The organism is Pseudomonas putida (genome assembly GCF_002025705.1).
GTDB classification, from domain to species: domain Bacteria; phylum Pseudomonadota; class Gammaproteobacteria; order Pseudomonadales; family Pseudomonadaceae; genus Aquipseudomonas; species Aquipseudomonas putida_J.
Genome location: NZ_CP018846.1, coordinates 3,380,982 through 3,404,272, shown reverse-complemented (window position 1 = coordinate 3,404,272; position 23,291 = coordinate 3,380,982). Strand labels below are relative to the sequence as shown.

General features: G+C 65.1%; 22 protein-coding genes and 1 pseudogene. 14 read left to right on the top strand and 9 right to left on the bottom strand.

What is annotated here, in order from left to right; translation table 11 throughout:
* Positions 1 to 26 precede the first annotated feature (26 nt).
* From catC to BUQ73_RS15275, 6 genes are all read left to right on the top strand, one after another.
* Complete coding sequence (gene catC / locus BUQ73_RS15300) at positions 27 to 317, top strand: muconolactone Delta-isomerase (protein WP_003256111.1); 291 nt, start codon at positions 27 to 29, stop codon at positions 315 to 317.
* Positions 318 to 368: 51 nt separating this feature from the next.
* On the top strand, positions 369 to 1,304 hold the full coding sequence (gene catA / locus BUQ73_RS15295) for a catechol 1,2-dioxygenase (RefSeq protein ID WP_079228688.1): 936 nt from the start codon (positions 369 to 371) through the stop codon (positions 1,302 to 1,304).
* A 314-nt stretch (positions 1,305 to 1,618) separates the two neighbouring features.
* Entirely contained in the window at positions 1,619 to 2,977 is a 1,359-nt protein-coding gene (locus tag BUQ73_RS15290) for a spinster family MFS transporter (RefSeq protein WP_060486151.1), read from the top strand.
* 1 nt (position 2,978) lies between these two features.
* Positions 2,979 to 3,938 (top strand): AraC family transcriptional regulator, encoded by a 960-nt coding sequence (locus BUQ73_RS15285; protein WP_079228687.1) that lies wholly within the window; start codon positions 2,979 to 2,981, stop codon positions 3,936 to 3,938.
* A gap of 97 nt (positions 3,939 to 4,035) precedes the next feature.
* Positions 4,036 to 5,136, top strand: coding sequence for an NAD/NADP-dependent octopine/nopaline dehydrogenase family protein (locus BUQ73_RS15280; protein WP_079228686.1), 1,101 nt, complete (start codon positions 4,036 to 4,038; stop codon positions 5,134 to 5,136).
* On the top strand, positions 5,133 to 6,149 hold the full coding sequence (locus BUQ73_RS15275) for a 3-hydroxybutyryl-CoA dehydrogenase (RefSeq protein ID WP_079228685.1): 1,017 nt from the start codon (positions 5,133 to 5,135) through the stop codon (positions 6,147 to 6,149). The genes BUQ73_RS15280 and BUQ73_RS15275 overlap by 4 nt, the downstream gene beginning before the upstream one ends.
* Here BUQ73_RS15275 and BUQ73_RS29005 read toward each other — a convergent pair.
* From BUQ73_RS29005 to BUQ73_RS15240, 8 genes and pseudogenes are all read right to left on the bottom strand, one after another.
* Positions 6,111 to 6,815 (bottom strand): methyl-accepting chemotaxis protein, encoded by a 705-nt coding sequence (locus BUQ73_RS29005; RefSeq protein ID WP_416171827.1) that lies wholly within the window; start codon positions 6,813 to 6,815, stop codon positions 6,111 to 6,113. The genes BUQ73_RS15275 and BUQ73_RS29005 overlap by 39 nt on opposite strands.
* A 201-nt stretch (positions 6,816 to 7,016) precedes the next feature.
* Positions 7,017 to 7,124, bottom strand: a pseudogene (locus BUQ73_RS29000) (hypothetical protein); the annotation flags it as partial.
* 1,583 nt (positions 7,125 to 8,707) lie between these two features.
* Complete coding sequence (locus BUQ73_RS15265) at positions 8,708 to 10,006, bottom strand: MFS transporter (protein ID WP_079228683.1); 1,299 nt, start codon at positions 10,004 to 10,006, stop codon at positions 8,708 to 8,710.
* Positions 10,007 to 10,028: 22 nt separating this feature from the next.
* Entirely contained in the window at positions 10,029 to 11,273 is a 1,245-nt protein-coding gene (locus tag BUQ73_RS15260; RefSeq protein ID WP_079228682.1) for an OprD family outer membrane porin, read from the bottom strand.
* A gap of 112 nt (positions 11,274 to 11,385) precedes the next feature.
* Positions 11,386 to 12,345, bottom strand: coding sequence for a PDR/VanB family oxidoreductase (locus BUQ73_RS15255; protein WP_079228681.1), 960 nt, complete (start codon positions 12,343 to 12,345; stop codon positions 11,386 to 11,388).
* A 10-nt stretch (positions 12,346 to 12,355) separates the two neighbouring features.
* Positions 12,356 to 12,832 (bottom strand): aromatic-ring-hydroxylating dioxygenase subunit beta, encoded by a 477-nt coding sequence (locus tag BUQ73_RS15250; RefSeq protein ID WP_079228677.1) that lies wholly within the window; start codon positions 12,830 to 12,832, stop codon positions 12,356 to 12,358.
* Positions 12,832 to 14,115, bottom strand: coding sequence for an aromatic ring-hydroxylating oxygenase subunit alpha (locus tag BUQ73_RS15245; RefSeq protein ID WP_079228680.1), 1,284 nt, complete (start codon positions 14,113 to 14,115; stop codon positions 12,832 to 12,834). Before BUQ73_RS15245 ends, BUQ73_RS15250 begins: the two co-directional genes overlap by 1 nt.
* A 230-nt stretch (positions 14,116 to 14,345) precedes the next feature.
* Positions 14,346 to 15,302, bottom strand: a complete 957-nt coding sequence (locus BUQ73_RS15240; protein WP_237772706.1) for a LysR family transcriptional regulator — start codon at positions 15,300 to 15,302, stop codon at positions 14,346 to 14,348.
* Positions 15,303 to 15,789: 487 nt separating this feature from the next.
* Here BUQ73_RS15240 and iacA point away from each other — a divergent pair, with 487 nt between their 5' ends.
* From iacA to BUQ73_RS15205, 7 genes are read left to right on the top strand one after another with little or no spacing between them, the layout of a single operon-like run.
* Positions 15,790 to 16,959, top strand: coding sequence for an indole-3-acetate monooxygenase (iacA, locus tag BUQ73_RS15235; protein WP_079228679.1), 1,170 nt, complete (start codon positions 15,790 to 15,792; stop codon positions 16,957 to 16,959).
* Between the two features lie 17 nt (positions 16,960 to 16,976).
* Positions 16,977 to 17,339: a hypothetical protein gene (locus BUQ73_RS15230; protein WP_027919399.1), complete on the top strand. Its 363-nt coding sequence runs from the start codon at positions 16,977 to 16,979 to the stop codon at positions 17,337 to 17,339.
* Between the two features lie 15 nt (positions 17,340 to 17,354).
* Positions 17,355 to 18,638 carry an aromatic ring-hydroxylating oxygenase subunit alpha gene (locus BUQ73_RS15225; RefSeq protein ID WP_079228678.1) on the top strand — a complete coding sequence of 428 codons (1,284 nt, stop codon included), beginning with the start codon at positions 17,355 to 17,357 and terminating at the stop codon, positions 18,636 to 18,638.
* Positions 18,638 to 19,114 carry an aromatic-ring-hydroxylating dioxygenase subunit beta gene (locus tag BUQ73_RS15220; RefSeq protein ID WP_079228677.1) on the top strand — a complete coding sequence of 159 codons (477 nt, stop codon included), beginning with the start codon at positions 18,638 to 18,640 and terminating at the stop codon, positions 19,112 to 19,114. The genes BUQ73_RS15225 and BUQ73_RS15220 overlap by 1 nt, the downstream gene beginning before the upstream one ends.
* Before the next feature lie 10 nt (positions 19,115 to 19,124).
* Positions 19,125 to 19,856: an SDR family NAD(P)-dependent oxidoreductase gene (locus BUQ73_RS15215; RefSeq protein ID WP_079228676.1), complete on the top strand. Its 732-nt coding sequence runs from the start codon at positions 19,125 to 19,127 to the stop codon at positions 19,854 to 19,856.
* A gap of 48 nt (positions 19,857 to 19,904) precedes the next feature.
* The gene (locus tag BUQ73_RS15210) at positions 19,905 to 20,864 is read left to right on the top strand and encodes a PDR/VanB family oxidoreductase (RefSeq protein ID WP_079228675.1); all 960 of its coding nucleotides are present in this window, start codon (positions 19,905 to 19,907) and stop codon (positions 20,862 to 20,864) included.
* 11 nt (positions 20,865 to 20,875) lie between these two features.
* Positions 20,876 to 21,373, top strand: coding sequence for a flavin reductase (locus BUQ73_RS15205; protein WP_027919344.1), 498 nt, complete (start codon positions 20,876 to 20,878; stop codon positions 21,371 to 21,373).
* A 151-nt stretch (positions 21,374 to 21,524) separates the two neighbouring features.
* Here the strand turns inward: BUQ73_RS15205 and BUQ73_RS15200 are convergent, their stop codons facing one another.
* The gene (locus tag BUQ73_RS15200) at positions 21,525 to 22,004 is read right to left on the bottom strand and encodes a MarR family winged helix-turn-helix transcriptional regulator (protein ID WP_079228674.1); all 480 of its coding nucleotides are present in this window, start codon (positions 22,002 to 22,004) and stop codon (positions 21,525 to 21,527) included.
* Between the two features lie 173 nt (positions 22,005 to 22,177).
* On the opposite strand from BUQ73_RS15200, the gene BUQ73_RS15195 reads away from it, so the two are divergent.
* Positions 22,178 to 23,287 carry an amidase gene (locus tag BUQ73_RS15195; RefSeq protein ID WP_079228673.1) on the top strand — a complete coding sequence of 370 codons (1,110 nt, stop codon included), beginning with the start codon at positions 22,178 to 22,180 and terminating at the stop codon, positions 23,285 to 23,287.
* Positions 23,288 to 23,291: the final 4 nt, after the last annotated feature.

The window sequence follows — 23,291 nt, the reverse complement described above, 5'->3', positions numbered from 1 at the left end:
ACATTTGCAAGACAGGAGAAAGCAGCATGCTGTTCCACGTGAAGATGACCGTGAAACTGCCGGTCGACATGGACCCGGCCAAGGCCGCGCAACTGAAGGCCGACGAGAAGGAACTGGCCCAGCGCCTGCAGCGCGAGGGCACCTGGCGCCACCTGTGGCGCATCGCCGGGCACTACGCCAACTACAGCGTGTTCGACGTGCCCAGCGTCGAGGCGCTGCACGACACCCTGATGCAGCTGCCGCTGTTCCCGTACATGGACATCGAGGTCGACGGCCTGTGCCGCCACCCCTCGTCGATCCACAGCGACGACCGCTGATTCACCCTTGAACCACGACTACCTGACAAGAACAATTCGAGGTAAGCAGAAATGACCGTGAAGATCTCCCACACCGCCGATATCAAGGCCTTCTTCGAGCAAGTGGCCGGCCTTGGCCAGGCCGAAGGCAACCCGCGCTTCAAGCAGATCATCCTGCGCGTGTTGCAGGACACCGCACGCCTGATCGAAGACCTGGAGGTCAGCGAGGACGAGTTCTGGCATGCCGTCGACTACCTAAACCGCCTTGGCGGGCGCAACGAGGCAGGCCTGTTGGCGGCGGGCCTGGGCATCGAGCACTTCATCGACCTGCTGCAGGATGCCAAGGACGCCGAAGCCGGCTTGAGCGGCGGCACCCCGCGCACCATCGAAGGCCCGCTGTACGTGGCCGGGGCACCGCTGTCCGAGGGTGAAGCGCGCATGGACGACGGCACCGACCCCGGTGTGGTGATGTTCCTCCAGGGCCAGGTGTTCGATGCCGCCGGCCAACCGCTGGCCGGCGCCACCGTCGACCTGTGGCATGCCAACACCCAGGGCACTTACTCGTACTTCGATTCGGCCCAGTCCGAATACAACCTGCGCCGCCGTATCGTCACCGATGCCGAAGGCCGCTACCGCGCCCGCTCCATCGTGCCGTCGGGCTATGGCTGCGACCCGCAGGGCCCGACCCAGGAGTGCCTGAACCTGCTCGGCCGCCATGGCCAGCGCCCGGCCCACGTGCACTTCTTCATCTCGGCACCCGGCCACCGCCACCTGACCACGCAGATCAACTTCGCCGGTGACAAGTACCTGTGGGACGACTTCGCCTACGCCACCCGCGACGGCCTGATTGGCGACCTGCGCTTTGTCGACGATGCCGCGGCGGCGCGTGACCGTGGCGTGCAGGGCGAGCGCTTTGCCGAGCTGTCGTTCGACTTCCAGCTGCAGACCGCCAAGGCGCCAGAGGCCGAGGAACGCAGCCACCGGCCACGGGCGCTGCAGGTTGACTGAGCCCTGACCTGATCCCTTGTGGGAGCAACTGTCTCGCTCAATTTCTGGAATCTGGCGCGATCCCTGTGGGAGCGGGCGAGCCCGCGAACACGGGCGAAGCCCGTGCCATTCACCACGGTGTCGGCTTCGCGGGCAAGCCCGCTGCCACAGCGAAGCGAGAACAGGCTGCAATTCAAGTAATCGCCATACCTCCATTCCAATAACAATAAAGGTCCTTGGTCATGCGTAATCCCGCCTTGCGTGCGTTCGCCTGTTACTGACAGGTCACTGCCTTGTAATCCCTTTCCAGGCTGTCCCATCAGGAATTCGCGAGCATGAATACCCTCACTCAAGAACAACACCTCAAGCAGCACAACAAGCGCTATTTCTACGAATGGTACGTGGTCATCCTGTGCATGGTGGCCTACATCTTCTCGTTCGTCGACCGGCAGATCCTGGCCCTGATGATCGAGCCGATCAAAGCCGACCTGCAGTTGAGCGACACCCAGTTCAGCCTGCTGCACGGCCTGGCGTTCTCGCTGTTCTATGCCTTCATGGGCATGCCCATCGCCTACCTCGCCGACCGCTTCTCGCGCCCGCGCATCATTGCCGTCGGTGTGATCTTCTGGAGCTTTGCCACCGCCGCCTGCGGGCTGAGCAAGAACTTCGCGCAGATGTTCCTGGCGCGCATCGGCGTCGGTGTCGGCGAGGCAGCCTTGTCGCCCTCGGCCTACTCGATGTTCAGCGACATGTTCCCCAAGGAGAAGCTCGGTCGCGCCGTGGGCATCTACTCGATCGGCTCCTTCGTCGGCGGTGGCATCGCCTTTCTGGTCGGCGGCTACGTGATCACCTTGCTCAAGGACGCGCAGACCATCGAGGTGGCCATCCTCGGCGCGATGAAGGCCTGGCAGCTGGCGTTCTTCATCGTCGGCCTGCCCGGGGTGATCGTCGGCCTGCTGGTCTGGCTGACCGTGCGCAACCCGCAGCGCAAGGGCGCGCAGCTGGATGCCGACGGCAAGGTGCGCAAGGTCCGCCTCAGCGATGGCCTGCGCTTCATCGGCCGCCACCGGGCGACTTTCGGCTGCCATTACCTGGGCTTCTCGTTCTACGCCATGGCGCTGTTCTGCATGATGAGCTGGACCCCGGCGCTGTACATCCGCAAGTTCGGCATGAGCCCCGAACAGGCCGGTTTCATGCTCGGCACCATCCTGCTGCTGGCCAACACCAGCGGCGTGGTGTTCGGCGGCTGGCTCACCGACCACCTGGCCAAGCGCGGGCGCAGCGATGCGGCCATGCGTACCGGGGTGATCGGCGCCGTGGGCATGATCGTGCCAGCAGTGCTGTATTCGCAGGTCGACCAGCTGTGGCTGTCGGTGACCTTGCTGGTGCCGGCGATGTTCTTCGCCTCGTTCCCGATGCCGGCTTCCACGGCTGCCATGCAGATACTGTCGCCGAACCAGGTGCGCGCCCAGGTCTCGGCGGTGTTCCTGCTGATCAGCAACCTGCTCGGGCTGGGCCTGGGTACCACGCTGGTGGCGCTGATCACCGACCGCTACTTCGGCGCCCCGGCCGCAGTCGGCTCGTCGATGTCGATCGTCAGTTTCGGCGCCTCGCTGCTGGCCATCGTACTGCTGGCCAAGGGCTGCAAGTGCTTCCGTGACAGCATGCGCCGCGAACACCCCGCCGAGGCCTGAGATGCTGGCGGACATCCGGCTGCTGGAGCGCTTTCCGCTGTTTCATTCGCAGGATGTGGCAGAGATGCAGGTGCAGCTGGCCCGTTATCTCTGCCCGCATCGGCTGCGGGTGCTGGACGGTGCTGCGCCGCAGTTGCAGGTCAGCGGCGTGGAGTTTGCCGGCGTGCGGCTGCTGCAGCTGCACTACGATGCGCCGGTGGAAGTCAGCCTCGAAGGCACGGGCGCGCAGTACCTGTTCCGCACCACCTTGCAGGGGCAGTGCGAAATCCGCCACGGCCGCGAACATGCAGCCGTGGCGGCGGGCGGGCTGAGCGTCAGCTCACCGTTCGCCAGCAGCCGTATCGTCACCGGCGGCGCCTGCCGCAATGCGGTGCTCAGCATGCCCCGCGAGGCGCTGGAACTGCACTTGCAGCAGCTTTTGGGGCGCAGCCTGAAGCAGCCGCTGGCGTTCGACGTGCCGCTGGCAGCCGACCACCCTGGCGTGCACGCGCTGAGCCTGACCCTGGATTACCTGTGCCGGCTGTTCGCCCTGCAACTGAGCCTGGCGCCGTTGCGTCAGGGCCTGGCGGACCACCTGGTGCAACTGCTGCTGACCCAGTTGCCGCACAACTACTCCAATGCACTGCTGCAACCTGCAGGCATACCGCTGCCCAGCCATGTGCGCCGTGCCCGCGAATACATCGAGGCGAACCTGGACAAGCCCCTGGCGTTGGCCACCTTGTGTGCGCTCAGCGGGGTTTCGGTGCGCACGCTGCAGAACGGCTTTCGCCAGTTCCTTGGGCAGACGCCGGTCGAGTTCATCCGCGACCGGCGCCTGCTGGCGGTGCACCAGGCGCTGCAGAAGGCTGAGGGCAGCGTGACCGACGTGCTGCTGCGCTTTGGCATCAACAGCCCCGCGCATTTCACCCAGCAGTACCGGCAGCGTTTCGGTTGCCGGCCTTCCGACACGCTCAAGGGCTGAAAGCTGCGCAATCGGTAGGCCGCCTGCGCGATCCGCAGCGCTGGCAACACGCGTGATGGCTAGCATCGGCCTACCACACACACGCGGAGTTCCACCCATGCAAATCACTGTTCTTGGCGGCGGCCACGGCTGCTATGCAGCGGCTGTCGAAATGGCCGAGCGCGGCCATGCCACCCGGCTCTGGCGCCGTGACGCTGCGGCTTTGCGAACACTGCAGGCGATTGGCAGCCTCAGCGTGCGCGATTATCGCGGCACCCGCCAGCTGGCCATTGGCGACAACCTGCAGCTGGTCAGCGACCTGGCCCAGGCGCTGCAGGGCGCGGACCTGGTGATCATCCCCTTGCCGTCGACCAGCCACGCGGCCCTGGCCGCTGAAGTGGCGCCGCTGCTCAGCGCCGGCCAGGTGGTGTTCCTGCCGCCAGGCACCTTTGGCAGCTACGTGTTCGCCAAGGCCATGCGCGACTGCGGCAACCGTGCCGAGGTGGCCTTTGCCGAAACCGGTACCTTGCCTTACCTGGTGCGTAAACATGGCGCCGACCAGCTGGTGATCAGTGCCTACGCCACGCGCCTGCCGACCGGTGTGCTGCCCAGTCGCCTGTCGGCGCATGCCTTCAGCGTGCTGCGCGAGGCGTACCCCAGCGTCGAGCCGATCGAAGATGCCCTCAGTGGCGCACTGATGAACGCCGGCCCGGTCATTCACCCGCCACTGATCCTGATGAATGCCGGGCCGCTGGAGCACTTCGAGTCGTGGGACATCCACAACGAAGGCACCCAGCCATCGATCCGCCGGGTGACCAATGCGCTGGATGCCGAACGCATGCGTGTGCGTGAGGCGCTGGGCTACCCGGCGCCGCATTTCCCCTTGGCCGACCACTACAACACCGACCAGGGCGATGAGTGGATGTACGGCCGTGGCGCCCATGGCAAGCTCACCGACAGCGGCGACTGGCGCGAGAAGATCGACCTGCAGCAGCACCGCTACATGCTTGAAGACACCCGCCTGGGCCTGTCGTTGCTGGTTTCGGTCGGGCGCTGGGCCGGCGTGCCGACGCCGGTGGCGAAGGGTTTGCTGGCCTTGGCCTCGGCAGTCACCGGGCGTGACCTGTATGGCGAAGGGCGCACCCTGGAGAACCTCGGCTTGGCGGCATTGGGCCGCGAGCAGATGGCGGCCTTGCTGCGCGACGGTATCGCGCCATGAGCGGGTTGATGCGGCATGTCGCCGTGGTCGGCGCCGGGCGGATGGGCGAGGGCATTGCCCTGGCCTTTGCCCAGGCCGGCATCCACGTCAGCCTCATCGACCTGAAAGCGCGGCAGGCGCAGGCCCAGGCCAGCTACTTCGAGGCGGTCAGGGTAAGGCTTGCCACTGAGGCGCAGAGCCTGGTGGCCCTTGAGCTGATCGATGCGCAGCAGGCCGAGCGGCTGTTGTCGCGGGTTCAACTGCTGACGCTTGAGGCGGGGGGCCAGGCATTGCAAGATTGCCGGCTGGTATTCGAGGCGGTGCCTGAAGTATTAGAGGCCAAGCGTGAAGCTTTCGCCTGGATCGACCGGCACGTGGCGGTGGATACGATCATCGCCTCGACCACGTCGACCTTCCTGGTAACCGAACTAGCCGGCATGCTCAGCGCGCCAGAGCGCATGGTCAACGCCCATTGGCTCAACCCGGCGCACCTGATGCCGCTGGTGGAAGTCTCGCGCAGCGCCGCAACCTGTGAAGCGGTTGTCGCCGAACTGCTGGCCACCCTGCAGGCCATCGGCAAGGTGCCGGTGCTGTGCAACGCCACACCCGGCTTCATCGTGCCGCGCCTGCAGGCGCTGGTGATGAACGAGGCGGCGCGCATGGTCGAGGAGGGGGTCGCCAGCGCCGAGCAGATCGACCTGGCCGTGCGTACCGGCTTCGGCCTGCGCTTCTCGGTACTGGGCCTGCTGGAGTTCATCGACTGGGGCGGTGGCGACATTCTCCACCACGCCTCGGCCTACCTCAGCCAGCACCTGGGCGAGCGCTACACGGCGCCGCATTCGGTACTGGACAACATGGCCAGCGGGCGCAATGGCCTGCGTGATGGCGTGGGTTTCTACGACTACCGCGAAACCGATATCGATGCCTATCGGCAAACACGCCTGGCGCACCTGGTGCAGCGCCTGCACCAGGCCGGGCTGGCGCCGCGCTTTGCCTCAGGCCTTGAAGCGCTCGATCAGCCCTTGCTGCTCTGACGCCAGGTCGTTCAACTGCTGGCTGATCCCCGCCGAGCGCTCGGCCTGGCCGGACAGCGAGGCGGTGACATCGCGCACCGCCTCGACATTGCGGTTGACCTCTTCGGCGACGCTGCTCTGCTGTTCGGCGGCGCAGGCGATCTGCACGTTCATGTCGGTGATCACGCTGACCGCCTGACGAATCTGTGCCAGTGCCTGCAGGGCCTGGCGTGCCTGCTCGGCATTGGCCTGGGCCTGCTCGTAGCTGAGCTGCATGGCGCCGGTCACCTCATGGGTACCGTTGCGCAGGTTGTCGATGATCGCGCCAATCTCTTCCACCGAGGCCTGGGTGCGCTGGGCCAGGCCGCGTACCTCGTCGGCGACCACGGCAAAACCTCGGCCGGCGTCACCGGCGCGAGCGGCTTCGATCGCCGCATTGAGCGCCAGCAGGTTGGTCTGCCTGGCAATCGACAGGATCACGCCCATCACCGCGCCAATCTGCTCGCTGCTTGTGGCCAGTGCGTGCAGGCGCTGCATGCCTTCGCTCATGCCACTGGCCAGATCCTGGATGCCCTGGGTGGTGCTTTCGATCACCTGCACGCCGGCTCCGGTGGCCTGGTCGGCGTGGCGGGCGGCTTCGGCGGCTTGCGCGGCGCTGTGGGCGGCGGCCTGGGCAGTGGCAGACATTTCGTGCAGCGCGGTGGCCATCTGTTCGATCTCGCGGAACTGCTGCTGCATGCCCGCGCTGGTCTGGCTGGCGATACGCGCCGACTGGTCGGCGGTGTCGCGGGTGTCGCGCACGCCGCCCTGAACCTGCGCGATCACCGGTTGCAGGCGCTCCAGGAAGCGGTCGAAGGCGCGGCTCAGGCGGCCCAGTTCATCCTTGCCGGGGTAGGCCAGGCGGCGGGTCAGGTCACCTTCGCCTTCGGCAATGTCTTCCAGCAGGTAGGCGACCCGCAGCAGCGGGCGGCTGACGCTGCGCGCGGTCAGCCACATCATCGCCACGCCCAGCAGCGCCACGCCCAGGCCCAGGCCGATTTGCAGGGCCAGGCTGCGCAGGCGCTGGGTGCGCATCTGCTCTTGCAGGGCGGCCACCGGCGCACCCAGCACGTCCTTGCCGACGCTCACCAGCACGGCCCAGGGGCTGGCTTCAGGCAGTGGCTGGATCGGCACCAGCATGCGCATGTACCTGGCATCTTCAAACGCCTGCGTGTGGCCTGCGGCTGCGGCGTCGAGCATGGCAGCGGCCTGCTCAGGGTGGCGTGCATTGAGCAGCGTACCGAGGCGTTCGGAGTGGCTGCTGTCACCGGCCAGCAGCCCGGCGGTGCTGACAATGGCGATATCGCCCTGGCCGTCGTACAGCGCTGCGGCGGCTTTCTCGGCATCGCGCTGCAGGGTCGCCAGGTCGATGTCCAGGCCTATCACGGCAACAACACGGCCTTGGTCGATCAGCGGCAGGGTCAGGCTGGTGACCAGCCGCGCGGTGCCACTGGAGCTGTCGACGTAGGGTTCGAGCAAGCAGGGTTTGGCGCTGGCACGCGAGCAGCTGAAAAACGCATTGAACGGCGCACCGCTGGGGCCGGGGGAGGTGTCGGCAAGCATCTTCTCGTCGCCAGGTACAGCCTGCAGCTGGCCGGGGCCAGGTTGCAGCCAGTACAAGGCGAACCGGCCATGGTCGTTGCTGCCCAGTTCCAGCTGGCTGCGGAAGTCGGCGTCGTGGCCGTCCAGCGCGTCGGGCTCGAAGGTGATGAACAGCCCCAGCAGTTCCGGGCGCCCGGCCAGGGCATCGCGCAGCACCTGGGTGAGGTCGCGGCGTAGTTCGGCAGGTGGCATTTCTGCGCGTTGGCGCAGGTGCATGACCTGGCGGCCGACGCCTTCGGCAAAGGTGTAGGCGCGAGCGAAGCCTTGCTGGATCTGCAGCGCCTGGGCCTGGCCCTCGGCTCGCAGGTTGCTGCGCGCGGCAGCCAGCAGCATGTCACTGGCGTTGCTGCCGACCTGGTCTTCGCTGGCCTGGCGCTGGGCCAGGGCCAGTGCGGTGAGGAGCACGACGACGGCAGCCAGGCACAGGCTGGCGAGCAGGGTGATCTTGTTGTGGATGCTCAAGGCGTTGGTCATGTTGTTTTCCGTGACGCGAGTTGGGCTCGCGGCAGGCTACCGGGGCGTGGCGCATGGCGAAATGGCTGGGCAGTGGATTGGCAGGCAGGGGCAAGAGGTTGGCACGGGTGGGCAATTTGATTGGGGTTCAGGGTGTTTGCCTTGCGGGTTGTGGTGTTTTTGAAATCGAGCGCCGCCCGCGCGGCGCATCGCGGATAAATCCGCTCCTACATTTGTTGCAACGTACCGAACCTGACAGGCCATGGTTGCCAGCCTTGGCGCATGTCTTGAGCCGTGCAAACCGGCTGACAACCATGGCCTGTCAGGCGTGGCCACGTTGCAACAAATGTAGGAGCGGATTTATCCGCGATGCGCCGCGCGGGCGGCGCTCGATTTACCAGGCGCTGCAAACCCCAAGGCAAGCCGCCCAATAAAAAGCCCGGCCCCCCCCCGCACGGAAAGGCCCGGGCAAAAACGGAGCAAATCTAGGCCTTGGCCTGCGGCTTGATGGAGATCACCGCCAAGGTGGTGATCGCGCCCATCACCACCAGCATCACCGACACCGGCCAGGCGTCCTTGTACAGGCTGAACAACGCCGTCGCAGCCAGAGGGGCCAACCCACCGGAGAAGATCGAGGCAATCTCATGCCCCATGGCCAACCCCGAATAGCGCACCTTGGGCGGGAACAGTTCACCCATCAGCGCTGGCTGGGTGCCGATCATCGCGCCATGACAGAAGGCCATGCCCAGCAACGCCGCCAGGTACACCCACACCGGCGAGTGGGTATCGAGCATCCAGAAGAACGGGAACGCCAGCACCATCAGGCCGACCGAGCCGATGGCGTACACCACCCGCCGGCCGATGATGTCCGACAGCCAGCCCCAGAACACGATGGTGCCGGCTTCGACGATCATCGCCACCATCACGCTGGCCAGCACCAGCTGCGTATCCAGCCCGGTGAACTTGGCGTAGGCAATGGTGAACGCCAGGAACAGGTAGGCGCTGCCGTTCTCGGCAATGCGGATGCCCATCGCCTGCAGCACCGCCTTGGGGTGCTTGCGCAACACTTCCATGGCCGGCAGGTGCTCGGGCTTGTCCTGTTGCGCCTGCTCCTCGACGAACGCCTTGCTCTCCGGCAGGCGCCGGCGGATGTACACGCCAACGCCGAAGATCAGGATGCTGGCCAGGAACGGCACCCGCCAGCCCCAGCTCATCATGTCTTCATGGGGCAGCATCTGCACCAGGTAGAAGGCCGCCGCCGACAGCACGAAGCCGCCCGACACGCCCAGCTGGCTCCAGGCCGCATAGAAGCCGACGCGGTCCTTTGGCGCGTTTTCGCTGAGCAGCAGCACGCCGCCGCCCCATTCACCCCCCGAGGCCACACCCTGCAGCACGCGCAGGATCACCAGGCACGCCGGGGCCAGGTAGCCGGCCTGTTCGAAGGTGGGCAGCAGGCCCATGGCGAAGGTCGCCGCGCCCATGATCGCCAGGGTCATCACCAGGGCCTTCTTGCGCCCGGCCTTGTCGCCGATGTGGCCGAAGATCAGGCCGCCCAGCGGCCGGGCCAGAAAGCCCACGGCAAAGCCTGCGAACGAGGCCATGGTGCCAAGCACCGGGTCGGTGCCAGCGGGGAAGAACAGGGGGGCGAAGATCAGCGCCGCGGCCGTGCCATAGAGGAAGAAGTCGTACCATTCCAGGGCATTGCCCAGCACCGAGGCGATGACGATGCGGCGCATGGTGCGTGGGTCGGTATCACGGGTGATGCTGGTGTTGAGGTTAGTCATGAGCCATCTCCATGCGGGCCACTTACCAGAACTTCCAGGTGTAGGAAGTGATCAGGCGGTACTCGGTGTAGTCGCTGCCGTACTTCTGCTGGGTACGCATGTTCTTCAGGTCGAACGAAAGGTCCTTCAGCGGGCCACTCTGGACGACATAGCTGAGCATGATGTCGCGCTCGCTTTCCTGGTCGCGTGCAAGGCCCGGGCCGCGATCGACGTCGGTACCCTTGATGTAGCGGGTGAACAGCTTGAGGCCGGGGATGCCCATGGCCACGAAGTTGTAGCCATAACGCACCGACCAGCTGCGCTCGTCCGGGCGGATGAAGGGGATGCTCGCCCAGTTCGGCAGCCACAGCTGCGGCACGTAGCCGTTCAGGGTGGGGAACACCGTGTCGCCGGTCATGCGCTGGTAACTGGCGCCGATCATGTGCCCGCTCTTTTCCAGGGTCACCAGGCCAAAGTAGGCGCGGTTGTCCACCGGGCCGCTGCGTGCGGCGCCGTCTTCACGGTTGTTGAAGTAACCGACGTCGGTCTTCAGCTGGTAGCCGTCGGCGAACTTCAGGGTGTGCTTGATGCCGCCGTAATCCTGCTTGTAGATGTCGTTGAGCACGCCATGGAAGTAGCTGCCCTGCAGGTCCTGGGTGAAGTTGTAGGTGGCACCGGCGAAGTCGAGGCCGTCGCTGTCCAGGCTGTCGTTGGTGCCATAACGGTACAAGCGTTCGTGGTTGGACGACTCGCGGGTGACGATCGACCAGAAGCGCCCGCCGACCAGGGTCAGGTTGTCGATATCGCGCGACTCGATCACCGCACCTTGGTAGATGGTGTCGAGCTGGCGGCTGGGGTCGTTGGAGGCGACCGGGTAGAACGGCTTCTGATCACCGATCTTCACCTGGGTCTTGGCGTACTTGAGCTTCAGCGTCGCGCCGCCACGGCTGTAGTCGTCGGCGGCCTGCTGGCGATGGCGGCTGTACGGCAGCGAGCCATCGTTGCCGGTGGAGTCCAGGCGAAAGGCGTACTGGCCATTGAGATCGAGGCCAACGGCCAACGGGGTATCGGTGTAGCCGGACTCGAACTGCAGGTCGAAACCCTGCGACCAGTTGCCGACCTTGGATACCGGGGCACTGGGATTGGTGAAGTTACGGTTCAGGTAGAGGTTACGGAAGTTCAGCGACAGGTGGCTGTCATCCACCACGTCGGCAAAGCTGGTCAGGGGTAATACGGCGCCCACACACAAGCAAAACGATTTCGCACGCAACGGCCATTTGAGTTCCATGGGGTAATCCTGGAAATGTGATCAGTACAAGGTCTGGGCAGTCGTTCAACTGGGCAGAGGAGCTCTGTAGGTCTGTGGCCCGCTTGTCTGTCACGTATTGTTTTTGTTGTTTTTAGATATCCAGCACCAGGCGCTTGCCGCGCGCCCGGGAACAGCACAGCACGATCTGTTCGTTGCTCTGTTTTTCCTCATCGGTCAGGTATTGGTCACGGTGATCGGGTTCGCCTTCGAGCACATCGCACAGGCAGGTGCCACATACTCCCTGTTCGCACGACACCTCGACCTTGACGCCCACCTCGCGCAAGGCGGCGGTCAGGGTCTGCCCAGCTTGCACTTGCACGGTCTTGCCACTGCGTGCAGCGACCAGCTCGAAACTCTCGCCCGAAGTGTCGACCTCGGCCTGGAAGTACTCGTGGTGGATGTGCTGCTCATCGAAGCCTTGCTGGCGCGCGCCTTCGATCACCCAGTCCATGAAGCCCGCCGGGCCGCAGGTGTACAGGTGCACGCCGGGGTTGCCCGGGCCGAGCACGCGGGCCAGGTCCAGCTGTTGTTCCGGGCCTTCGTCGCTGAAGTGGGTGAACACGCTGGCGGCGAACGGCGCGGCCAGCAGTTCATCGACGAAGGCGCAGCGGCTGCGCGAGCGGCCACGGTAGTGCAGTTCGAACGGCTGGCCCTGGGCGTGCAGGGCATGGGCCATGGCGATCATCGGGGTGATGCCGATGCCGCCACCCAGCAGGATCGAGCGTTGGGCATCGCAGGCCAGCGGGAACAGGTTGCGCGGTGCGCTGATGCGCATCGGCGTGCCGGGTTGCAGCTGTTCGTGCACTGCCACGGAGCCGCCGCGGGACTGGCGGTCCTTGAGCACGCCAAGGCGATAGACATTGGCTTGCGCCGGGTCGCCGCACAGCGAGTACTGGCGGATAAGGTCGGGAGCCAGGTGCAGGTCGACGTGGGCGCCGGCGGCAAAGCGTGGCAGTGCCCGACCATCGACGGCGGCCAGTTCGAGGACGACCACGTCGCCCCCTTGCACCTCGCGGGCCTGGACGATCACATCGAGCAGTTGATCGTTCATCGGCCTGGCCTCAGAGGATGTAGCCGATACCGGCAAGGGTATCGTCGCTGTTGATCAGGCTGATCACCTTGCGGTGGATCTTGAAACCGCCCTCGGCGCGCACCAGGGTGTAGGTCAGGTCGGCGCTGTAGTGCTTGAGGCTTTCCTTGCGGAACTCGCGGATGTTCTGCGCGGCCCGCACGGTGACGTTGACGCCGTCGTCGGCCAGTACCCGGAAACGCGAGATCGTGCGCACGGTACGTGGCTGCGGGCTGGTGGAAATCGACTCGCCACCGATCAGCCGCTGCACGCGCAGGCCACGCATGTGGTGGTCGTCGTAGGCGTAGTTGAGGGTGTTCTCGTAGTCGGTTTCCTTCGGGTTGATCGGGATGATGTAGGTCCCTTTCCCGGTCCACAGGCTCAGCCAGGTGTCGTATTCACCGTGGTCGAGCATGTCGCCTTCCTGCCAGATGAACGCGGTGACTTCATTGAGCAATTGCAGGTTCATCATTTGGCCTCCGCAGTCATCATCTTCTTCCACTGCTGGTACGCCGCGCGCATGCCGGTTTCGGCACTGACGTCAGAGACCAGGCCGTCTTCGCTGGGCTTCTCGCCCGGCAGGCCGCGGTTGAGCATGATCCACAGGTTCTCGCCGGCATTGGCGCCTTTCTGCACCCGTTCCCAGGCTTCGGAATCGTCCGGTGTGCCGAAGCCCATCGGGCCCTGGAAGTGCTCGTGCAGGCGCAGGCGGTAGCGGTTGGCTGCCGCCGGGCCGCCGTCCATGGTGATCACCGAGTGATGGATTTCGGTCTCGGTGACCGAGATCGGCTGCAGCACGCGGAAGAACGCCATCGAGCAGGCGACGTTGGGGAACAGGTTGAGGTTGAAGCCCGAGCCACCGACGGCGCGCACGATTCGGCGCACCTGCTGTTCCTCGATGCCTTCGTCGCGCAGTTCGGCGGCGAGGCTTTCGAAGCGCTCGGGGATCGGCTTGTCGAGGTCGGCTTCAAGGTCCACCAGCTCGGGGATCATCACCATCACGCTGTGGCCGTTGCCCAGGTCTTCGACGTAGCCGGGGCCTTTGACGAAGTCGAACAGCTCCAGGGTCTGCTCGTCGACCGAAGACAGGAAGCTCTTGTGCACCAGCGGGAAGTGGTAGGCGTCGGTGGTGTTTTCCAGCTGGATCTTCCAGTTGCCGGGGAAGCGGAAGCGGTGCTCGCCAGGGACCTTGATGCCGTAGCCGGCGCCCTGCTTCATGAACAGGTCCATCCACTTCTTCGCAGCACCCAGGAAGTCTTCCAGCGGCTCGATGTCGTCCTTGAAGGTGGCGAAGACCATGCCGGCGTAGCTTTCGGTGCGCAGGCTGACCAGTGGCAACTCGGCCTTGTCGATGCAGTCGCCGTAGCTTTCCGGGTGCGGAATGCCGCGCAGCGAGCCGTCGAGGGCATAGCCCCAGCCGTGGTACGGGCAGACGAAGCTGTTGGTCTTGCCCTTCTTGTGCTCGCACACCGTGGCGCCGCGGTGGCGGCAGCGGTTGAGCAGCACGTTGATGCCCTTCTTGCGGTCACGCACCACGATCACCGGCTGCTTGCCGATGTAGGTGGTCTTGTAGCTGCCGGCGTCGGGGATTTCGCTTTCGTGGGCGACCCAGATCCAGGTGCTGTGGAAGATCTTTTCCAGCTCGGCGTCGAACAGCGCCGGGTCGGTGTACAGGGAGGTGTGGACGCGGTCGGGCTGCACCAGCTCGGCCGGGTCGACCGTCAGGTTGACGGCGGGGATCAGGTTGCTCACGGGGTCACCTATGTGGGGCGATTTCTTATGGGAGCAACGCTAAAGGGCAGGGGGGAGGGGCTCAATGACAGGGGCGGGCAATGTCGTTGCGTTTTGTGCAACAAGAGCTGAGGCTGCTTTGCAGCCTTTTCGCGACACAAGGCCGCTCCTACAGGAGATCACATTCCCTTGTAGGAGCGGCCTTGCGTCGCGAAAGGGGCGCACGCGCCCCCAGCAATCCCAAGCCTTTCTCAGGCGCTAGCCGCCATGCGCACGGCCCTGGCCATCTCCGTGGCCAGCTCGCGGCTCAGGCCATCCAGGGTGCGCCCGCGCCGGGTGACGATCTGGATATCGGTCGCATTCATCGCCGGGCAATCGATGGCCAGCGCCTTGAACGTGCCGCTCTTGAGTTCGTCGATGATCGGCAACTCGGCCAGCAAGGTGGCGCCCATGCCAGAGCGGACGAAGTCGAGGATCACCGCCAGCGAGTTGGAGGTGAGCGTGGGCACGATGGCAAACGGCTGGTCCTTGCACGCCGCGTCCGCCAGTTCGCGCACGCGAAAGTCTGCCCCCGGCAGCACCAGCGATTCACGTGCCACCTCTTCCAGGCTGACCGTGGAACGCGCGGCCAGGCGGCTGTCGCGGTGCACGATCATGCGCAGTGGCTGGGCCAGGCTGTACAGGCGCGTCAGGCGTGCGGTGGCGCTGGGGGCGAAGATCACGCCCAGGTGCGCTTCATCGGCCAGCACCCGGCGCTGCACCTCCAGCGAGGGCGCACTGATGATCTCGGCCTTGTGCGCGCCATGGGCATGCAGAAAACCCTGCAGCGAGTTGATTGCCCGGGCACCCAGCAGGCCTTCGCCGATGGCGATCACCGTGGACGCCTGCTGCAGACCGCGCAACGCATCCAGGCGATCGACCAGTTGGGCATGTTGGCGGGTGCGTTCGACGTAGTAGTCCACCGCCGCCTCGCCGGCAGCCGTCAGGCTGATGCGATGGGTGCCGGGGCGGACCAGTTCGATGTCCAGTTCCTCTTCCAGCCGGGCGATTTGCCGGCTGACCGATGAGGTGGCGACGCCCAGGGCTTCGGCGGCGGCGCGCATGGAGCCTTTGTCGTGGCTCAGGTGCAGATAACGCAGGCGATGGTCCTGCAAGTCGATGTGGCGGGTGGGCATGGCCTCGACCTCGGGGGTAATCACGGCAGGCATTGGCGTGTCCCCATCGATCCTGGTGGGGCGCTTGCTGGTTTTTTTTATGGGCTCGGCGCAGCTGGCCGGCCTTGTCGCGCTCCTTGCCTGGCCATCCTACACCAGCTTTTTTCTCTCCGGAATCATGTGAAAAGTCGACTAAAAATTTTTTGGCATATCGCCGTGCAGGGTTATTTTTTTCAGCTGATTTTCCATGGCGGGTCAGCGATATAAAAATTGATATGAATCAATTGGATATAGGGTTTTATGCTGATTTTAAGGATGGCCTCTCAGGAGGTTATGGTGATTTTTAGCGTGAAAATTCAATTGACAATTCACGTAATCGGCCGCAAATTTTTGTCACCGGCACCTAAAACAAGAGAGACAGAACCATGCCGCCCGACCCAGCCTTTGCCCCCCTGCGTGGCCGCTGCTCGTCTTTGCCGAGCCTGGCCATTTCGCCGCCTGCCAAACAACACAAAAACCGCGCCTGAGACGGAGAATGTCCATGGATTCGCTTTGCCTGCGTGCCGCGCCTGTGTCGGCGCTCGCCTCTGGCCCTGCCTTCGAGGCCTTGCTTGACGGGGTACGTGATCGTGCCCGCCTGGGTGAGTTCGATCGCCAGCGCCACATTTCCCGCGATGTGATCGATGCCTTCAAGGCCCATGGCGTGTACCGCGCCCTGGTGCCGAAACGCTTTGGCGGGCTGGAGTGCTCGCCGGCTGCCTTCTGCGAAATGATCGAGCGCATCTCCCATGCCGACGGCTCGGCCGGCTGGGTTGCCAGCTTCGGCATGAGCCCGGTGTACCTGGCGGCGCTGCCGCTGGAGACCATCGCCGAAATCTACGGCAGCAGCCCCGACACCGTGTTCGCCGGCGGCATCTTCCCGCCGCAACCGGCCGAGACCGTGCCCGGCGGCTTCAAGGTCAACGGCCGCTGGAAGTACTCCAGCGGCTCGATGGGTGCCGACATCGTTGGCGTCGGCATTGCCCCGCGCAACGGCGACAAGCTCGACCTGCCGCGCCTGGCGGTGCTGCCGCGCAGCCAGGCCCGCATCGAAGAAACCTGGGACACCGTCGGCCTGCTCGGTACCGGCAGCCACGACCTGCTGGTCGAAGACGTGGTGGTCGGCGAGCAGTGGACCTTCGTGCGCGGTGGCAAGCCGAACCTCGACGAGCCGTTCTTCCGCTACCCGTCGCTGTCGTTCGCCACCCAGGTGCTCTCTGTCGTCGGCCTGGGGATTGCCCGCGCCGCGCTGGACGAGCTGTCGGGCATGGCCAGCGGGCGCATCTCGGTAACCGGCGCCCCGGCACTGGCCGACCGCCCACTGGCCCAGGTCGACGTGGCCAAGGCCGAGGCGGCGCTGCGCTCGGCGCGGGCGTTCTTCTACGAATCCATCGAGCAGGCCTGGGCGCACGTGCTGGCCGGCGACCCGGTACCGATCGAGGTCACCAACCTGCTGCGCCTGTCCTCCACCCATGCCGCGCGCGTGGCCGCCGAAGTGGCGCGCAGCGCGCAGATGCTCTCGGGCATGACCGGCATCTACAACGAAAGCCCGCTGGCCCGCTGCGTCAATGACGCGCAAGTGGTCACCCAGCACGCCTTCATGGGCGACGTCACCTACCAGAACGCCGGGGCGATGTTCTTCGGCAAACAGCCCCTGCCGGGCTACCTGTAACTTTCGGGATTACTGACATGAGCGATAAGAAAGCCTTGCGCGTGCTGTTCTGCATGGGCATTAACCAGAACTTCTTCGATGCCCCGCGTGAGGAGCAACTGCAGGTGTGGGCCGCGTTCAGTGCGATGTGGAATGGCATCCACGACCTGGCCGGGGTCAACGTGTTGGGCAACATGGATGACGACCAGAGCATGGTCGGCCCGTCCGATGGCTTCCCCTGGACCACCTACCTGCTGGCCGACGTGCCGGACATCGAAACCGTGCATGCCGCCTGCAACCTGTTCCGCAGCACTGCGGTGGGCGAGGGGCCGTACAAGCTGTGGCGCTACGCCAAGGTCGAGGCCCGTGTCGGCCGCGAACTGATCATCCAGCGCGCCTGATTCGAGGAGTATGCCGTGACCAACCTGATCCCCGCCGTCAACCTGGCGGTCGACCCGGCCGAGCTGGTGCAGCCCGACCGCGTCCACACCTCCCTGTACACCGACCCGGCGCTGTTCGACGCCGAGCTGGAAAAGATCTTCCACAGCACCTGGATCTGGGTCGCCCACGAAAGCGAAATCCCCGACGCCGGCAGCTACAAGACCACCTACATCGGCAAGCAGCCGGTGATCGTGGTGCGTGACCGCAAGAAGGGCATCAACGTGCTGCTCAACCGCTGCCGCCACCGCGGCGCCACGGTGTGCGAGCACAAGAAGGGCAAGACCAACAGCTTCGTCTGCCCGTACCACGGCTGGGGCTATGCCCTCGACGGCTCGCTGCGCGGCATTCCGCACCCGGAAAGCTACGGCGACTGCATCGACAAGGCCGAGTTGCCACTGGTCAGCCTGCGCACCGAAAGCTACGCCGGCATGGTCTTCGCCACCTTCAAGGACGACATCGAGCCGCTGGAAGATTTCCTGGGCGCTGCGAAGAAGTGGATGGACCTGTTCATGAAGCAGGGCGCCGGCTACGGCATCAAGGTCCCTGGCGAGCACCGCTTCCGTTTCCCCGGCAACTGGAAGATCCAGCTGGAAAACACCACCGACGCCTACCACTTCCCGCTGGTGCACAAGAGCTTCCTGTCTTCGGTCGACGAGCAGACCCTGGAGCTGTTCGACTTCGTCAAAGGCCCCGGCTACGTCGAAGACCTGGGCAACGGCCACAGCGTGATGGTGATGATCCCCGAGCTGGTGGACCTTGAAGCCGACCTCGACAAGCCGATCCCCGAGCGCTTCGAAAGCCTCGCCGCCGAACTGCGCGACGAAGGCATCGAGGAACAGCAGGTGCGCCGAATCGTGCGCGCCGTCGGTGGCTCGGGCTTCAACCTCAACCTGTTCCCCAACGTCGCCTGCTCGATGGCGTTCTTCCGCGTGCTGCAGCCGATCTCGGTCACCGAGACCGAAATCCATCACTCGGTGATCACCATGGACGGCGGCCCGGCGGCAGCCAACCGCTACCGCCTGCGCCTGCACGAGCACTTCCAGGGCCCGATGGGCTTCGGCACCCCGGACGACTCTGAAGCCTGGGAACGGGTGCAGAAAGGCGCCAATGCCGGCGAGAACCTGTGGATCATGCTCAACCGCGGCCTGCCGGGCGAGAAGCCCAGCGAAGACGGCCTGGTCTCTGACGTCAGTGCCGAAACCGGCATGCGCGCGGCGTACCAGCAGTGGAAGAAGATGATGACTGCGGAGGCCAAATGATGAACCTGCAATTGCTCAATGAAGTCACCGCGTTCATCTGGCAGGAAGGCGACATGCTCGACCACGGTGAATACGACACCTGGCTGAGCCTGTGGACCGGGAAAGGGACCTACATCATCCCGATCAACCCGAAGGAAACCGACTACGAGAACACCCTCAACTACGCCTACGACGACCACCACATGCGTGGCCTGCGCGTGCAGCGGCTGATCGGCGGCGAGTCGATTTCCACCAGCCCGCAGCCACGCACCGTGCGCACGATCTCGCGTTTCCGCGTACTGGCCGATGACGGCGTCAACGTCACCGTGCGGGCCGCGCAGAACATCCGCGAGTTCCGCAAGGAAAGCCTCAAGCACTACAGCGCCGACCTGACCTACACCCTGGTGCGCGCCGAAGGCGGCTTCAAGATCCACCGCAAGGTGATCAGCCTGATCAACAGCGACGATACCCTTGCCGGTATCGGCTACATCCTTTGAGGAGCACGCCATGAACCAAGTCGCATTGGTAACCGGTGCCGGCCAGGGGCTCGGCCAGCGCTTCTGCGCCAGGCTGCTCGCCGCAGGCTTCGATGTGGTGGTCTCGGACCGTGACCTGGCACAGGCCCAGGCCACCGCCAGGCAGCTGGGCGGGCGCACCCTGGCGGTCAAGCTCGACGTCGGCAGCAAGGCCGATTTCGAGCACGCCCTGGCCCAGGTGCTGGAGCACTTCGGCGCCCTGCACGTGGTGGTCAACAACGCCGCCGTCACCAAGACCACGCCGCTGATGCAGATCAGCCCCGAAGAGTTCGATGCCGTGGTCGGCCTCAACCTGCGCAGCGTGTTCCTCGGCTGCCAGGTATTGGGTGCGCACCTGGCCGAAGCCGGCTACGGGCGGATCATCAACATGGCCTCGCTGGCCGGGCAGAACGGCGGCACCGCCACCGGCGCGCACTATGCGGCGAGCAAGGGCGCGATCGTCACCCTGACCAAGATCTTCGCCAAGGAATTCGCCGCCCGTGGCGTCACCGTCAATGCCATCGCCCCTGGCCCGATCGACTCGCCTGCGGTGCATGCCGCAGTGCCGGCCGAGCGCCTGCAGGGCTTGCTGGCCAACATCCCGGTGCAGCGCCTGGGCGATGCCGACTTCATTGGCGACCTGATCGTGCAACTGGCGCGGCCCGAGGCCTACTTCACCACCGGGGCGACCTGGGACGTGAACGGCGGCCTGTTCATGCGTTGATATTTTCCGGGGCGCCCACGCGCCCCTCTGTTAGGCGGGACACCGGCCATGAATGAACAATTGTTGAATGTAGTCGTGCGCAAGCGCGAGATCCAAGGGGCCGACGTGGTCGTGCTCGACCTGGGCCGGGCCGATGGCGCGGCGCTGCCGGCCTTCGAGGCGGGTGCGCATGTGGATATCCATGTTGCCCCGGGCCTGGTGCGCCAGTATTCGCTGTGCAGCGACCCGGCCGATGCCACGGTGTATCGCCTGGGTGTGTTGAAAGACCCGGCCTCCCGCGGCGGTTCGGTGAGCGTGCACGACAGCCTGCTGGAAGGGCACGAGGTGCAGATCAGCACTCCGCGCAACCTGTTCCCGCTGGCGGCCGATGCCCGCCGTTCGATCCTGCTGGGTGGCGGCATCGGCATCACGCCGATGATCGCCATGGCCCACGCCTTGCACCAGCAGGGCGCCGAATTCGAACTGCATTACTGCGGGCGCTCGCGTAGCCGCAGCGCCTTCCTCGATGCACTGGCCAGCGCGCCGTTCGCCGCCCGGGTGTACACCCACTTCGACGATGAAGAGGCGGCCCAGCGCCTGAACCTGGCAGACGTGCTCGGTACTGGCACGGCTGGCACGCACATGTACACCTGCGGCCCGTCGGGCTTCATGGACTGGGTGATCGACGGCGCGCGCAAGCAAGGCTACAGCGAGGAACACATCCACAAGGAGTACTTCCAGGTCGAAGTCGACGCCAGCGGTGCAGGCTTCGAAGTGGTCGCCGCGCGCAGCAACAAGACCGTGCAGGTCGCCGAGGGCCAGAGCATCCTCGACGCCCTGGCGCAGGTGGGTATCAAGATCGACATCTCGTGTGAGCAAGGGGTGTGTGGCACCTGCATGTGCGAAGTGCTCGAAGGCGAGCCGGACCACCGCGATGTGTACCTGACCGATGAAGAAAAAGCCGCGAACGACCAGATCCTGGTGTGCTGCTCGCGGGCCAAGTCCAACAAGCTGGTGCTGGATATCTGAGGAGCATGACCATGGTAGACGTATCCCAATTTCGCAACGCAATGGCGCTGCTCGGTGGCGCCGTATCGGTCATCACCACCGATGGCCCTGCCGGCCGCTTCGGCTTCACCGCCTCGGCAGTGTGCAGCGTGACCGACTCGCCGCCCACCTTGCTGGTGTGCATGAACCGGTCTTCGTACTCCAACGAGCAGTTCAAGGCCAACGGCGCATTGTGCGTGAACGTGCTGGCCGGCACCCACCAGGAACTGTCGGGCGCCTTCGCCAACAGGAACCTGAACATGGACGAGCGTTTTGCCGTTGCCGACTGGACGGTGCTGGAAAGTGGCGCGCCGGTGATGCAGGAAGCGCTGGTCAACTTCGACTGCCGGATTGCCCAGGTGCATGAGGTGGGGTCGCACAGCATCTTCTACTGCGAAATCCAGGACATCCGCCACGGCGGTGCCGATGACGGGCTGGTGTATTTCAACCGGGCCTATCACCGGGTGTGCGAATCGTCCAAAGCCTGCTGAAGCGGGGGCTGCTGTGCAGCCCTTTCCGACCGGTCCGGCGCCCCGGCAAGGCCGCTCCTACAGAAGAGCGCGGTCCCTTGTAGGAGCGGCCTTGCCGGGGCGCCGGACCGGTCGGAAAGGGCCGCAAAGCGGCCCCAGCGGTCTTCAGGCATTACAGGGTCTCAAGATTGTGGAACACCACTTCCAGCATCTTGTTCAACCGTTGCACCTGCGCCTCGGTCAACCCCTTGAAGCTGCGCTGGAACAATTCGCGGGTCACATCCTGCATGCGCTCGATGTTCTGCAGGCCGACCTCGGTGATGCGCACCTGGGTCACGCGCCCGTCCTCGGGGCTGGGCGCGGTATCGACCAGGCCATCTTCCTTCATGCGGTAGACGATCTTGGTAATGGTCGACAGCTTGGCGATGGCGTGGGTGGAAATCTCGGAAATGCTCGATTCACCGTTCTCGTTGAGGATCCACAACACGCGCCAGCGCGGCACGTCGAGGTCGACCTTCTTCAGCAGACGTTCCATGTTCTGGGTGTAGCGGCCGTGCACACGGGCCAGCCAGTAGAAGGGGAAATCTTCCTTGCGAAATTCATCGCTGGCCGGGTCGTGATGGCTGTGGCCTTTGTTTTTAGACGTGCTCATCGATTCACTACTTGTGCGGAATAGTCGCGACATCATAGACCTTTCCGCGCATTTGACCACCGCAGCTGTGTCAGTAATTACGGGAATGTTCAGTTGACATTTCAAGTAATTGGCACGCATGTTCATGGCTGGGCCACGGTCCGCCATCCATTCTTGAAAAGGGCTCCACGAAAATGACAATCATAGTTGAAACCCTTGATCTGGGCGGCAGCGGCCCCCGGGTCGTGGTCAAGGACACCATCGACGTCGCCGGTACCGCGACCCGCGCCAGCAGCCAGGCGCTGGAGGATGCTCCGCTGGCCGAACGGCACGCCGAGGTGGTCAGCCAGTTGCTGGCCAACGGCGCGCGGCTGACTGGCAAGGTCAGCCTGCATGAGCTGGCATTCGGCACCACCGGCATCAACCACTACACCGGCACGGCGGCCAACCCACGCTTCCCAGGGCGCATTCCGGGTGGTTCTTCAAGCGGTTCGGCTGCAGCCGTGGCTGCGGGCCTGGCCGACTTCAGCCTGGGCACCGACACCGGTGGCTCGGTGCGTGTGCCGGCCTGCTGCTGCGGCGTGTTCGGCCTCAAACCGACCTTTGGCCGGGTCAGCCGCAAAGGCGTGATGCCGGCACAGACCAGCCTCGACTGCGTCGGCCCGTTTGCCGCGAGCCTGCCGATGCTGGTGCGGGCGATGACGATGATCGACCCGACCTTCACCCCGGCGCAGGTGCCGGCCAGGGCCCGTATCGGCGTGCTGCGGGTTACTGCCGAGGCGGCGATCCACAAGGTGGTGCACGGTGCCCTGACAGCCAGCGGCCTGCCCCTGGGCAACGTCGAGCTCAAGCACTTTGGCGCGGCCTATGAGGCTGGCATGGTAGTGATCAACCGCGAGACCTTTGCCGGTTGCGGCCACTTGCTGGAAACCGGCAAGGTCGGCGCCGATATCGCCGGGCGCCTGGCAGCGGCGGGGCAGACCACCGACAGCGCACTGGCAGAAGCCGAAGAGGTGCGCCGCCGCTTCACCGCGGAAGTCGACCAGGCCCTGGCCAGCTACGATGTGCTGGCGCTGCCGACCATGCCGGACTTCCCGCTGCGCCTGGAAGACGCCGCCGACACCCGTGCCGTGTTGGGCATGACCTCGCTGGTACGGCCGTTCAACCTGTCCGGGCACCCGGCCCTGAGCATTCCACTGGGCAGCGAAGCCGGCCTGCCGGTCGGCTTGCAACTGGTGGCGGCCAAGGGCGCCGACGAGAAGCTGCTGGCCGTGGCCGAGCGCTTGCTGCTGAACCTGTACTGAGGTG